Below are 13,400 nucleotides of genomic sequence, written 5' to 3' on the forward strand. Positions count from 1 at the left end.
CTTCCGGCAAACGCCCGCGCATGCGCGTCACTCCACCTCGGGCCGCTCGATCAGCGCGGCCGGCCGCGGCTCGCTCGCGCCGCCGCCATGCGCGCCGGTCTGCCGGTCGATCCAGTTGCGGCGATCCTCGCGCGGCGTGACGCCGAAGCGCTCGCGATACGCGTTGGAAAAGTGTGCCGCCGACGAAAACCCGCACGCGAGGCTGATCTGCACGACCGATTTGCTGGTGCGCTGCAATTGCGTGCGCGCCTTCGAGAGCCGCAACCCCAGATAGTATTTGGACGGCATCGAGCCGAGATACTGGCGAAACAGACGCTCCAGCTGCCGCCGCGAGACGCCGACGAGGCCGGCGATTTCATCGGTGGTCAGGGGGTCCTCGATGTTCGCTTCCATCAGCAGCAACGCGTCGTTCAGCCGCGGATGACGCTCGCCCGGCGCGGTCACGAACGGAATGCGCTGGCGCTCCTCGCCGGCGCGCAGCACGCCGACGCCGAGCGTATCGGCGATGCGCTCCGCGAGTTCGGGCCCGTGCTCGCGGCCGATCATCGCGAGCATGAAGTCGACGGTCGCCTGACCGCCCGCGCAGGTCGCGCGATCGCGGTCGATTTCGAAGATCTGCTGGGTGACGATGGAGCGTTCGAATTGTTCGGAGAACTGCTGATAGGTTTCCCAATTCACGCTCACGCGATAGCCGGACAGCTGCCCCGCCATCGCGAGCCACCACACGCCGTGATGAATGCCGGTGACGAGCGGCGTGCGCTGGCCGACGCGCGCGAGGCTCGCGAGAAACAGCCGATAGTCGGCGAACTGCTGGAAACGCTCGCTGACGATGATCAGCCAGTCGCACACGATCGCGTCGCCGAACGCGGCATCGGCCGGCCATTGCGCGCCGCCCGAGAGTGGCACCGCGCGGCCGTCCCACGAACAGACCTGCACGCGATACAGCGCGCGGCCGTCGATTTCATTGGCGAGATTGAGCGCATCGACGATCGGTCCGACGCCCGACATCGACACCGGCGGCAGGGCGACGATCGCGACCTGTGTCGTGCGAGCCGGGCTGGACGTGCGGGCCATCGGTGACGAAGGGTGTGAAGGAAGAAGTAGCGCGCGAGCGAGCCGCGCGTTACTTCAGACTGCCGGACAGGAACTGCTTCAGGCGCTCGCTGCGCGGCGCGCTGAGCACCTCGGCGGGGTTGCCCTCTTCCTCGGTGCGGCCTTGATGCAGGAACATCACATGGTTCGACACGTTGCGGGCAAAGCCCATTTCGTGCGTGACGACGATCATCGTGCGGCCTTCCTCGGCGAGCTTCTGCATCACCTTCAGCACTTCTCCGACGAGTTCCGGGTCGAGCGCGGAGGTCGGCTCGTCGAACAGCATCACGTCCGGGTCCATCGCGAGTGCGCGCGCAATCGCGACGCGCTGCTGCTGGCCGCCCGACAGATGCGACGGATACTGTTTCTCGAGACGCGGCGCGAGGCCGACCTTCTCCAGATATTCACGCGCACGGTCCTCGGCTTCCTTGCGCTTCAGGCCGAGCACATGAATCGGCGCTTCGATCACGTTTTCGAGCACATTCATGTGCGCCCACAGATTGAAGTGCTGGAACACCATCGCGAGCTTCGTGCGGATGCGCTGCAACTGCTTGTGATCGGCGACTTCGAGATTGCCGGCGCGATCGGTCTTCGTCTTCACCGCTTCGCCATCGACGACGATTTGCCCGGCGTTCGGCCGCTCGAGAAAATTGATGCAACGCAGGAAGGTGCTTTTGCCCGAGCCGCTCGCGCCGATGATGCTGATCACGTCGCCCTTGTTCGCGTTGAGCGACACGCCCTTGAGCACTTCGTTGTCGCCGTAGCGCTTGTGGATGTCCTGTACGGCGAGCTTGCAAGCTTCGGTTTGAGTGGTATGGAGCAAGATGCTCTCCCAGTGAAAATACGGATCAGTCTGGTGCGGACGCCGCCGTGCCGAAGCGCGGCGCGCCCGATGCTATAGCGCCGACGCGCCCTTAGTGCGTGCGCACCGCAAGATATGCGAGCCAGCGACGCTCGGCGCGCCGGAACAGCGCAACCAGCGCGAACGACACCACGAGATAAATCAGCGCCGCGAGCCCGAACGCGTTGAACGACTGGTAGGTCGCCGAGTTCGCGTCGCGCGCGACCTTCAGGATGTCGGGCACCGTGGCCGTGAACGCAACCGTCGTCGCGTGCAGCATCAGGATCACTTCGTTACTGTACAACGGCAGCGCCCGACGCAGCGCGGACGGTATCACAATGCGCCGGTACATCGTGAACCAGCTCATGCCGTAGGCGCGCGCCGCTTCGACTTCGCCGTGCGACGTCGAGCGGATCGCGCCCGCGAAAATCTCGGTCGTGTAGGCGCAGGTGTTCAACGCGAACGCGAGGATCGCGCAGTGAAAACCGCTGCGAAAGAACGCGTCGAGCAGACTGTGCGAGCGCACGAACGCGAGACTGTACACACCGGTGTAGATCAGCAGCAGCTGCACGTAGAGCGGCGTGCCGCGAAATACGTAGGTGTACAGACGCACCGGCGTTGAGAGCCAGCGCTTCTTCGACACGCGAGCGACCGCGAGCGGCACCGCGCACACGAAGCCGATCGCAATCGACGCGACCAGCAGCCACAACGTGACCGCGAGACCCGACAGGCGCTGCCCGTCCCAGAACAGGTAGGCCTTCCAGAATTGATTGATGATATCGATCATGACGCTCAGAGCTCCGCGTGTCGCACGCCGATCGAATAGCGGCGGTTCAGCCAGATCAGCGCGACGTTCGATACGGTGGTGATCGCCAGATAGATCAGCGCGGCCACGAGGATGAAGAAGAACATGTTGAAGGTGCTCTTGCCCGCGTCCTGCGCGGCCTTCACGACGTCGGCGAGACCGATGATCGAGACGAGCGCGGTAGCTTTCACGAGCACCTGCCAGTTGTTGCCGATGCCGGGCAGCGCGAAGCGCATCATCTGCGGAAACAGGATGCGCGTGAACACGCGCGCGCCGCTCATACCGTACGCGCTGCCCGCTTCGAGCTGGCCGCGCGGCACCGCCAGAAACGCGCCGCGAAAAGTCTCGGTGAAGTAGGCGCCGTAGATGAAGCCGAGCGTCATCACGCCAGCCACGAAGGGATCGATGTCGAATTGCGGCAGATCGAGCGCGTCGGTGACATCGTTGACCGCCATCTGGATGCTGTAGAACAGCAACAGCATCAGCACGAGGTCGGGCACCGAGCGGATCAGCGTCGTGTAGCCGGTCGCGATGGCCCGCAAGGGCCGGTTGAACGAGAGTTTCGCCGCTGCGCCCGCGAGCCCGAGCAACACCGCGGCCGCCAGCGACAGAACGGACAGCTCGATCGTCTGGATCGTGCCGGCGAGCAGCACCGGGCCAAAGCCGTATAGGAACACGCTTGTCTCCATCCAGGATTGTTGAAATCGCGCGGATGGCGGCGGCTTCGTGGGCTACGCGCTACTCCGGCATGGCGCGGAGTCTCGCAAGCGAAAATCAATATCTCAAATACCGGGCGATCATTTTGCTGCGACGCAACATGATGCCTCGACGCTTGGCGGAACGCTCGTAGCGCTTGGTTTCATGAGGGTTATCGTTTTGTCAGGCGCGCGGGGCGCGCTCGGCCGTGCCGCGATTTCGCAAGTTTCGGGTCGCTTTTTCGATAGGCTGTGAGGCCGTCGCTTCAGCCGGCGCTCCACTGGATACTCTTCGATTGACTCATGTGTGAGTCATAAAGCGATTTTGTGGCTCACATATGAATCATTGATTGCTTTCTCACCAATGTCTGCCGATAATGATTCACAAATGAGTCATAAAGGCCAATTACGACTTATATACGAGCCACTCCTCCTCATGCCCACCACTGCCACCCGCGCCGCCTCGCGCTACAGTCTGGATGCTGCCCGTCTGCTCGGCCAACTGATTCGACGCGCACGGATCGAGCGCAAGATCACCGTGGCGCAGCTTGCCGAGCGCGCCGGGCTGTCGCGCAGCCTCGTGCAGCGAATCGAAAAAGGCGATCCGCGCTGCTCGATCGGCGCGGTGTTCGAAGCCGCGGCGGTCGTCGGCGTACGGCTGTTCGATGCCGACACATCGGCCATCAGCGCCACGATGCGCGCCAACACTGACGTGCTGACGCTGTTGCCGCGCAGGGTGCGTGCACCTCACCCGGAACCCAAAGATGATTTCTGACGCCTACGACGAAGCCTTCGTATGGACCTGGCTGCCCGGCATGACAGAGCCGGTGGTCGCCGGGCGCCTCGCCGCGGCCGGCGGCCAGATGCTGTTCAACTACGGTCAGAGCTACCTCGGGCGCGACAACGCGATTCCCCTCTATGCGCCCGAGCTGCCGCTGCGGCGCGGCACGCTGCCGCTGCTTAACGGCCTCACGATGCCCGGTTGTATTCGCGACGCGGCGCCCGACGCATGGGGCCGGCGCGTGATTATCAATCGCAAGCTCGGCATGCGCGGCGCGCAGATCGACACCGGCGAACTGGACGAGATGACCTACCTGCTCGAATCCGGCTCCGACCGCATCGGCGCGCTCGACTTCCAGCTGTCGCCGAGCGAATACGTCCCACGCGAGACACCGAGCGCGTCGCTCGGCGATCTGCAAGACGCGATATCGGGTGTCGAGCGGGGCGTGAAGCTCAGCCCCGACCTCGAGCGCGCGCTGTTTCATGGTAGCTCGATCGGTGGCGCACGCCCGAAGGCAATGATCACTACGCACGAGCGCAAATTCATCGCGAAGTTTTCGTCGCAAAGCGACATCTACAGCGTCGTGAAGGCCGAATACATCGCGATGCGCCTCGCGTCGCTGGTCGGCATTCAGGCTGCGCCGGTCCAGCTCGAGCGCGTAGGTGGCAAGGACGTGTTGCTGATCGAGCGCTTCGATCGCGTCCGTAGCGAGCATGGCTGGCAGCGTCGTGCGATGGTGTCGGCGCTGACGATGTTCGAGCTCGACGAAATGATGGCGCGCTATGCGAGCTACGAGGAGTTCGCGACACTGATCCGGCATCGCTTCACGAACCCTGGCGCGACGCTCATTCAGCTGTTCGCACGGCTGCTTTTCAACGTGCTGTGCGGTAATACGGATGACCATGCGCGCAATCACGCCGCCTACTGGGACGGCCGCGAGCTGACGCTGACGCCAGCTTATGACATCTGCCCGCAGGCGCGGGCCGGCAACGAAGCAACGCAGGCGATGCTGATCGTCGGCGACGATCGCTTTAGCCGCATCGACACGTGTCTACGCGCAGCGCCGCTCTTCCTGTTGTCGCACGAAGAGGCAGTGGCAATCGCGCGGCAGCAGATCGAGATGATCCGCGACCAGTGGGACGCCGTGTGCACCGACGCACAACTCAGCGAAGTTGATCGCGCGCTGATGTGGCGGCGCCAGTTTCTCAATCCGTTTGCGTTCGAAGGCGCGCCGCCCGCGCTCGCGGCGCTGCTGCAGTAGAGCCGCCGCCGTACCCGTGGGCGCGATCTGACGGCGACCTCACTCGAGCGTGAGCCGCGCGCGTATCGCCGGCAGCATGTGCTCGACCGCCGCGCGCCCTTCCTCGATGGCCGGCGCCGCGCGGTGAAAATCGAAGATGCCCATGCCGCCCAGACGCGGCTGGATCAGGATATCGGCCGGCTCGCCGGCGAGCCGGCTACGCGTGATACGCACCTGCATGATGTCGATGCTTTGCGCAATCGAACTCAGCATCGACGGCACATGCGTGCTCGGCTTCGGCGGCACGCGCACGTCGTTGGTGGCGCTCGCTTCGGCCGGCGCGAGCCAGCGCGGCCACGGCTTGCCGTTGCGGCGCAACGCGACGGGCGGCGGCGCGGTGGGATCGAGCGCGGGCGTTTCGATGACCGGGCCGCCGAAGTCGCGACCGTTCAGGATGTCGTTGTTCAGATCGATCGCGATCACGCAGTCCGCGCGCATGCCGCGCGCGACCGACACCGGCACCGGGTTGCTGAGCCCGCCGTCGACGAGCCATACGCCGTTATGCCACACGGGCGTGAAGATGCCCGGAATCGCAATCGATGCGCGCACCGAGTCGATGGTGCTGCCGTCCTGCAGCCAGATTTCGCGGCCTGTGTCGAGCTCGGTCGCGACCGCCGCGAACGGCAAGTCCAGTTGCGCGATCGAGCGGCCGGCGAATTTGTCGGCGAATAGCTGGATCACCTTGCGCCCGCCAAGCAGCCCGCCCGAGATGCGCAGATCGAGCAGCCGCACCACGGTCTGCCAGGTGAGCCGCGACACCCACTCCTCGAGCCAGTCGAGATCGCCATTCGCATAGACCGCGCCGACCAGCGCGCCGATCGACGTGCCGCACACGACATCGGGCTTGATGCCCGCATCGTGCAGCGCGCGAATCGCGCCGATATGCGCCCAGCCGCGCGCGGCGCCGCCTCCCAACACCAGCCCGATCCGGCTGTATCGACGTCGACGTATCATGCTTACCCCGCTTTTTCGGTCCTCGTTCTGGGCGGTATGTCCTCGCCTATCGTCCCCGTATCACGTCGGAGCGCGACGTGGTGTACACCCTCTGGCCCTGGTCGAAGTGCACGTTGAAGATACCCTCTTCGGTCACGCCGCCCTCGCGCCACTTCCAGCTCCACACGGTCTCCGGCTTCAGTGGGAACACCGCGATCTGTCCAGGTTTGCCGAGTAAGCGCCGCACCTCGTCCTCGGTCATGCCGGAGCGGATCTTCGCGAAGTTGGCCGCGGTCAGCACCTGCGTGATCGCCTGCAGCTTGCCGTCGCGATCGATGTCGACCATGTACGTGTTGAGGCCCTGCGGGCCGCGCGGATATTCGAAGCGCTTCGAGCCGTCGGTGAAAGTACGCGCGGTTTCGGGCTTGCCCATTTGCGCGAGGATCTGCGCTTCGGTCGTGACACCCGGCGTCATGTCTTTGAGCAGCAACGCGTCCGGTTTGACGGCGTTGAAGAAGTCCTTGAGTTTTTGCACGGCTTGGTCGCTCTGCTGTTGGTCGCAGCCGGTCAGCGCGAAGCACGCCATCAGCAGCGTGACGCCCAGCGATTTGAGGCTCACGTCGGTTCCTGTCCGGATGCGCACGGGATCAGCCGTCCCGGTGCATGGCCGGTCTGTAGTGTGTGCTACAAGGATAACCGGGCACGAACAAAACCGCGAGCGACGCCGGCGCTGCAAGTGCGGCTGCCCACGCAAAGTGTTGCGCGCAGCGCGAAAATGGTCGACGGGGGTCAGGCGAAGATCGACGGAAAGGGGTTCGCCAGAAGCAAAAAGGCGACGCTGTGTACAGCGTCGCCATGTCGGTCGATACGATCAACCGGAAGTGACGGCGGCTCACCAGCCGCCTTGCGCGAAGCACCGCGGACGACGCGCAGCGGTCCGCTTCGGACGAAGCGATGAGCAACCTTGGCTGCTCACCTTGCGCCATCGCCGAATGACAAACCGCTGCCTTTTATGGCCGCCCTGGTCCCTCGATAAGCCTTCCAGATGCCGATAATCTAAACGCATTGGAGGCTTTCGACGAGAGCGCGTTTACACCGAATCGGCAGAAGATTCTCGGGAGAGGCGGCCGGCCGGCCCCTCATATCACCCGAAAGCCGTGCGTGCCGTCGCGCGCGAGTTGCGCGACGAGCCCATGCTCCCACTCCAGATACGCGCTCATCGCTTCGCGCGGGTTATCGGTGCCTTCATACGGCCGCTGATAATGGTCGATGCGCGGCGAGCCCATTCGCGTGCCGCCCGCTTCGACCGGCAAGCCCGCATCGATCCACCCGATCGTGCCGCCACGCAACACCTGCACCGGCCGCCCGGTCGCCGCGGCGAGCTCGGGCGCGACGAAGCGCGCGAGCACGTCGCTGCCGCAGGTGAGCACATAACGTTTCGCGTCGGGCAGCGTGCGCAGCGCGTCGGCGAGCTGGCTGCGAATCACGAACCACGCGCCCGGAATGTGCCGCTTCAGGTACTTCGTGCTGCTCGTGAAGTCGAGCACCACGGTCCCCGGCGATTGCAGCAGCGCGGCGAGTTCGGCCGGCGCGATCTCGTCGACATCGGGTGGCGCGATCGCGTTGCGCGCGAGCGGCGCGATCCCCCTCTCGGCGAAATCGGCCCCCGTCAGACCGTCGACCACGTACACCTCGACGTTCATCTGTGCGAGCCACGACGCGGTCATGTTCGCGCGCACACCGTCGTTGTCCGCGAGGATCACGCGCGCGCCGCGCACCGGCACGAACACGTCGGTCTCCTGCACGAGCTGGCCGCCGGGCGCGCTGCGAAAACCGGGCACGTGGCCCGCCTCGTACTCCTCGGGCGTGCGCACGTCGAAGCGATACACCGTGCGCACTGCCTCGTCGGCCCAGCGCCGCGCTTCGTCGCGCGAGGTACGGCGCACGCGCGCGCGATCGGCGACCGCACGCGCGCCCTCGGCGGCGGCCAGACGGGCGACGTCGTCGACCGTGCCTTCGGCGCGCCGCACGCTGCCGTGCGCGAGCGGCTGACCGGCGAGCGTCCAGCCCATCGTGCCATTGCGCAGCGCGGCGACCGGATTCGGCACCCCTGCGTTGATCAGCGATTGCGCACCGATGATGCTGCGGGTGCGCCCCGCGCAATTGACGATGATGCGCGTGACCGGATCCGGTGCGAGCTGCCGCGCGCGCAGCACCAGTTCGGCGCCCGGCACGCTGATGCTGCCGGGGATGTTCATCATCTGAAACTCATCGAAGCGGCGCGCGTCGAGCACCACGACGCCGGCCTCGCTATCGAGCAATGCCTGCACCTCCTGCGCCGCCAGCGACGGGGTATGGCGCACGCTGTCGACCAGTTCGCCAAACGCCTTGCTCGGCACGTTGACGTCCCTGAACAGCTCGCCGCCCGCTTCGCGCCAACCTTGCAGGCCGCCTTCGAGCAATGCGACGTTGTCATAGCCGAGCGCGGCGAGGCGCTCGGCCGCGCGCCTCGCGAGGCCCTCGCCCGCATCGAACACGACGATCGGCACCGCCGGGCGCGGCAGCCGCGGCGGCGCGTCGAGCTCGAGCCGCGACAGCGGCAGATTGGCGGCGAACAATGGATGACTGCGCGCGTGAGGCTCTTCCTCGCGCACGTCGATAAGCGCGATCTCCTCGCGATCGAGCAAGGCGTGGCACACGTCCTGGAATGACCGGGTACGGAACTCTTTGACGACATTCATGGGATCGGGAACTCCTTCGCTTTCACTGCGGATTTCCGGCGACGGCTTGCGTCACCGCATCGATACTTAAACCGTACACTCGATTGCCGATCGGCGCACGGTTACTCGCGTGATTGCTTATACGCGGCCACTGCGAATGCACCGCAGCGCCGCGCGAACATGCTACGCAGGCGCAATTTTCGCGCCACGAATCGGCCTCGCCGTGCTGCGCCTTGCAAACCCTTCGAGCGACATGGACATCGCCGGCGCGCCAGCAGAAAAACCGCCGCTTTGCCACAATGCCCCATCGCGCGAAAGCGCCGCCCACTGCAATCAATCCACAATGATCCCCTTCTCGGTTCTCGATCTTTCACCCGTCACCGCCGGCGCCACACCGGCGGACGCATTCAGGAACACACTGTCACTCGCGCAGCACGCGGAAAAGTTGAACTACAAGCGCTACTGGCTCGCCGAGCATCACAACATGACCGGCATCGCCAGCGCGGCGACCTCGGTCGTGATCGGCTACGTGGCCGGCGGCACGAAGACGATTCGCGTCGGCTCCGGCGGCATCATGCTGCCGAACCATGCGCCGCTCGTGATCGCCGAACAGTTCGGCACGCTCGCGTCCCTGTATCCGGGACGAATCGATCTCGGCCTCGGCCGCGCGCCGGGCACCGACCAGACCACCGCCCGCGCGCTGCGCCGCGATCTGCAGGCGAGCGCCGAAACGTTCCCCGATGACGTCGTCGAGTTGCAGCGTTACTTCGCCGAGCCGGTCGCGGGCCAGCGCATTCGCGCGGTGCCCGGCGCGGGCCTGCAGGTGCCGCTGTGGCTGCTCGGCTCTTCACTGTACAGCGCGCAACTGGCTGCGGCGCTTGGGTTGCCGTTCGCGTTCGCGTCACACTTTGCGCCCGATTACATGATGACCGCGCTACAGGTGTATCGCGCGCAGTTCCGGCCCTCGGCGACGCTCGCGAAGCCCTACGCGATGGTCGGCGTCAATCTGTTCGCCGCCGAGACGAACGATGAAGCCGCCCGTCTGTTCACGTCGCTGCAGCAGCAGTTCATCAATCTGCGACGCGGCACGCCTGGGCAACTGCAGCCGCCGGTCGAGCGGCTCGACGCATCGGAGATGGAGCTGAACAACGTCGCGCGCGCGCTCGCCTGCACGGTGCTCGGCGATCGCGACGCCATCCGCGAAGGTCTTCAATCGATCATCGAGCAGACCGGCGCGAACGAGTTGATGCTGACCGCGCAGATTTACGATCACGACGCGCGGCTGCGCTCGTTCGAGATCGGCGCGCAGGTGCGCGATGAATTGATGGCGGGGAAATAAGCGGTACGCGAATCGATCGGGCAGCACGGCATCCGTGCTGGTCGCGACCTTCGATACGAAAGCCCGCATAGGGCGCCCCGCGTTGTTCGATGATGCGTCGCTCTCGTGCGGATGGTAGAACTTCGCTCATCCGCCGCTACCGTAAGGCCGAGTGATCACTTCGAGGTAGTGGCCGTCAGGATCGCGAAAATAGACGCCGCGCCCGCCATCGTTGTGGTTGATCTCGCCCGGCCGGCTGCCCCGTGGATCGGCCCAGAATTCCAGTGCGCGATCCTTGATGCGGGTGAAGACGGCGTCGAAGTCAGCCTCGCTGATCAGGAAGGCGTAATGCTGCGGCTGGACGTGGCCTTCAACTTCGGCAAAGTCGAGCGAGACGCCGTTGTCCAGTTCGACGACGTCGAAGGGGCCGAAACGACTCGGCGCCGGTCGGCCCAGCATGTCGGCCAGAAACCTGGCTGAGGCGCTCTGATTCGAGCACCAGACGATGGTGTGATTGAGCTGGGCGACCATGACGTGGGCTCCGGCGACTTGGGGATTGAGTGATTCGAGCCATGTTGCAGTTTTGCGTTCGGTTAGACAACTACAGAAACGCGCACATCAAGGTGCCTGCGCAATCGTCGTTAGGTGTATCCGGCTGGCCTGGCGCACCCCCTCACCCATTCTCCGCGAACGACCGCTGTGAATTCAGACTGAGCTCCCGAGCGGGAACTGTGGCCGGTAGCGCACCCGGCTGGCAAAAACGCCTCCGGTAGTCAGAAGGCGTCAGCCCCATGACTTTGCGGAACACGCGACGAAACCCTGCGACGTCACCGTAGCCGAGATTCCACGAAATCTCCTCGATACTCGCCTGCGAAAACTCCAGCATTTCCCGCGCTCGGGTGATTCGCAGCCTCTGCTGGTACACGCTGGGCTTCATCCCCGTAGCCGCGACGAAGCGACGCAAAAATGTGCGGGGCTCGAGAGCGGCATACCGCGCAATGTCCGCCACGCTGACCGCAGACTCGCGTTGAGTGAGGAGCCACTGCTGCGCTTTCAGGATGGCTCGGTCGCCATGTTTCGTGCGCGGATCAAATTCACTATAGAAGCGTTGCTCACGTCCGGGCGGGTCGACGTTCATGAATCGCGCCGTTTCCAGCATGACCGTGGTGCCTAGAAACCTCTCGGTGAGCCGCAGGCCGAGGTCTGCCCATGCGAGCACTCCCCCCGCGGTGACGACGTCGCCATAGTCGATGATCATGTGATCGGTTTCCGTCAACACGTCGGGAAATTGCGACGCGAATTGATCGCTGAATGACCAATGTGTGGTGGCTTGCCGCCCGCCTAGAAGACCCGTTCTTGCCAGGATGAAAACGCCGCCGCATACCGCGGCGATGACTACGCCCTCGGCATGGTGTTCACGCAGCCAGTTCAGCAGCGGGCTCTCCTTTTCGGGCTGCTCGGGAGCTTGCACATTCCCGGGGATCACCACCAGCGACAGCGCGTGCGGTGAACCGGGACAACTGTCAAACGCACACCGAACCTCGGCAGCGCGATCGTCCACACGCCAGTGCGTGATTCGCACGGCTGGCCCTGCGGTGCGGTTTTGCCGTTTCGCCGCGAACTCGCCCGCGTAGGTGAACAGATCGGTCAGCCCGTAGATACCCGCGTTCGAAGAGCCCGCATCGCAAGCGAGTCCAATCTCGATTCGTGAAGTCGACGCCGGTGCCGTTTTTGCCATGGTTTTTGTCTGATTCGTCCGTTGTGGTGTTCGGGTGCGCCGAATACGCTGACAGCGGCAGACCCATTTGGACAGAGACCGGGCAAGTTCGGCCGGGGAGTCGGTGTGTCCAGGCTCTAAAACGGTCAGTTCGTTGAGGGTCCGACGTTCGGATCAACGCGAAGTTACCTGTTTCCAGAAGTCGCGTCTGCGCTCGTGGGAAATTCATTGCTTCGTTATAACCGCCCTCAAAAGGATACGAGATGAAAGCGAACCCTGGAAGTGGATACATCACCACCGCGGACGGAACCCAGATTTTCTACAAGGACTGGGGCACAGGCGAACCCTTGGTGTTTCATCATGGCTGGCCCCTCTCCGCCGACGACTGGGATGCCCAATTGATGTTTTTCCTGGATCAAGGGTATCGGGTGATCGCTCATGATCGCCGCGGCCACGGGCGCTCGACCCAAACGGTAAATGGCCATGACATGGATACGTATGCCGCCGATGTCGCCGAACTCGTGAAGGTTCTCGACCTGAAGAATGCGGTGCATATCGGTCACTCCACGGGCGGCGGCGAGGTGACGCGTTATGTCGCCCGGCACGGCACGGGCAACGGACGGGTGGCGAAGGCGGTACTGATTAGCGCGATTCCTCCGCTCTTCATGAAGTCGGAAAGGAATCCCGAAGGCGTTCCCAGGGAAGTGGTCGACGAGATTCGCAACGGCACGGCGAATCACCGCGCGCAGTTCTATCAGGACATCACGATTCCGTTCTACGGCTTCAACCGCCCTGGCGCGACGGTCTCCGAGGGCATCCGCGAGAACTGGTGGCGACAGGGCATGATGGGCGGTATCAAGGCCCAATACGATTGCATCAAGGTACTGTCGGAAACGGAGTTCTACGACGATCTGGCGATGATCGACGTCCCAGTGCTGGTGATGCACGGCGAGGACGATCAGATCTGCCCGTTCCCGACGACTGGCGCGCAATCCGTCAAGCTGCTGAAGCACGGGACGCTTAAATCCTATCCGGGCTTGCCGCACGGGATGCCTACCACGCATGCGGAGCAGATCAACGCCGACCTGCTGGCGTTCATCAAGGCCTGAGCGGCGCTCGCGCTATGCCGGGCAACGCCTGGGCTCATGCTCAGGCGTTGTTTTCTTTTCTACCTCGGCCGAGCGCAATGCTCCCGTGC

At 64.4% G+C, this 13,400-nt stretch carries 13 protein-coding genes; 4 read left to right on the plus strand and 9 right to left on the minus strand.

Annotated elements, in window-relative coordinates; genetic code table 11:
- Nucleotides 1-27: 27 nt before the first annotated feature.
- The 4 genes from CI15_RS01590 to CI15_RS01605 form a co-directional block, all read right to left on the minus strand.
- Nucleotides 28-1,074, minus strand: a complete 1,047-nt coding sequence (locus tag CI15_RS01590) for a GlxA family transcriptional regulator (RefSeq protein WP_062123641.1) — start codon at nt 1,072-1,074, stop codon at nt 28-30.
- Between the two features lie 49 nt (nt 1,075-1,123).
- A complete protein-coding gene (locus tag CI15_RS01595; RefSeq protein ID WP_018418518.1) occupies nt 1,124-1,915 on the minus strand; it encodes an ABC transporter ATP-binding protein in 792 nt (263 codons plus the stop codon).
- Nucleotides 1,916-2,006: 91 nt separating this feature from the next.
- Nucleotides 2,007-2,720, minus strand: a complete 714-nt coding sequence (locus tag CI15_RS01600; RefSeq protein ID WP_062123643.1) for an ABC transporter permease — start codon at nt 2,718-2,720, stop codon at nt 2,007-2,009.
- A gap of 5 nt (nt 2,721-2,725) precedes the next feature.
- The gene (locus tag CI15_RS01605) at nt 2,726-3,415 is read right to left on the minus strand and encodes an ABC transporter permease (RefSeq protein WP_062123892.1); all 690 of its coding nucleotides are present in this window, start codon (nt 3,413-3,415) and stop codon (nt 2,726-2,728) included.
- A gap of 406 nt (nt 3,416-3,821) precedes the next feature.
- Here CI15_RS01605 and CI15_RS01610 point away from each other — a divergent pair, with 406 nt between their 5' ends.
- Complete coding sequence (locus tag CI15_RS01610) at nt 3,822-4,208, plus strand: helix-turn-helix transcriptional regulator (RefSeq protein WP_206597762.1); 387 nt, start codon at nt 3,822-3,824, stop codon at nt 4,206-4,208.
- The gene (locus CI15_RS01615; RefSeq protein ID WP_062123647.1) at nt 4,198-5,475 is read left to right on the plus strand and encodes a type II toxin-antitoxin system HipA family toxin; all 1,278 of its coding nucleotides are present in this window, start codon (nt 4,198-4,200) and stop codon (nt 5,473-5,475) included. Before CI15_RS01610 ends, CI15_RS01615 begins: the two co-directional genes overlap by 11 nt.
- 39 nt (nt 5,476-5,514) lie before the next feature.
- On the opposite strand, the gene CI15_RS01620 is transcribed toward CI15_RS01615, so the two are convergent.
- From CI15_RS01620 to CI15_RS01630, 3 genes are all read right to left on the minus strand, one after another.
- Nucleotides 5,515-6,468 (minus strand): patatin-like phospholipase family protein, encoded by a 954-nt coding sequence (locus CI15_RS01620; protein ID WP_062123649.1) that lies wholly within the window; start codon nt 6,466-6,468, stop codon nt 5,515-5,517.
- 46 nt (nt 6,469-6,514) lie between these two features.
- Entirely contained in the window at nt 6,515-7,066 is a 552-nt protein-coding gene (gene bamE / locus CI15_RS01625; protein ID WP_062123651.1) for an outer membrane protein assembly factor BamE domain-containing protein, read from the minus strand.
- A gap of 520 nt (nt 7,067-7,586) precedes the next feature.
- Nucleotides 7,587-9,188, minus strand: a complete 1,602-nt coding sequence (locus CI15_RS01630; protein WP_062123653.1) for a rhodanese homology domain-containing protein — start codon at nt 9,186-9,188, stop codon at nt 7,587-7,589.
- A gap of 322 nt (nt 9,189-9,510) precedes the next feature.
- On the opposite strand from CI15_RS01630, the gene CI15_RS01635 reads away from it, so the two are divergent.
- The gene (locus CI15_RS01635) at nt 9,511-10,506 is read left to right on the plus strand and encodes an LLM class flavin-dependent oxidoreductase (RefSeq protein ID WP_062123655.1); all 996 of its coding nucleotides are present in this window, start codon (nt 9,511-9,513) and stop codon (nt 10,504-10,506) included.
- Between the two features lie 126 nt (nt 10,507-10,632).
- On the opposite strand, the gene CI15_RS01640 is transcribed toward CI15_RS01635, so the two are convergent.
- The gene (locus CI15_RS01640) at nt 10,633-11,016 is read right to left on the minus strand and encodes a VOC family protein (RefSeq protein ID WP_062123657.1); all 384 of its coding nucleotides are present in this window, start codon (nt 11,014-11,016) and stop codon (nt 10,633-10,635) included.
- Between the two features lie 142 nt (nt 11,017-11,158).
- On the minus strand, nt 11,159-12,223 hold the full coding sequence (locus tag CI15_RS01645; protein ID WP_063910518.1) for a GlxA family transcriptional regulator: 1,065 nt from the start codon (nt 12,221-12,223) through the stop codon (nt 11,159-11,161).
- Nucleotides 12,224-12,465: 242 nt separating this feature from the next.
- Here CI15_RS01645 and CI15_RS01650 point away from each other — a divergent pair, with 242 nt between their 5' ends.
- Nucleotides 12,466-13,311 carry an alpha/beta fold hydrolase gene (locus CI15_RS01650; RefSeq protein ID WP_062123659.1) on the plus strand — a complete coding sequence of 282 codons (846 nt, stop codon included), beginning with the start codon at nt 12,466-12,468 and terminating at the stop codon, nt 13,309-13,311.
- Nucleotides 13,312-13,400: the final 89 nt, after the last annotated feature.

The organism is Paraburkholderia monticola (assembly GCF_001580545.1).
GTDB classification, from domain to species: domain Bacteria; phylum Pseudomonadota; class Gammaproteobacteria; order Burkholderiales; family Burkholderiaceae; genus Paraburkholderia; species Paraburkholderia monticola.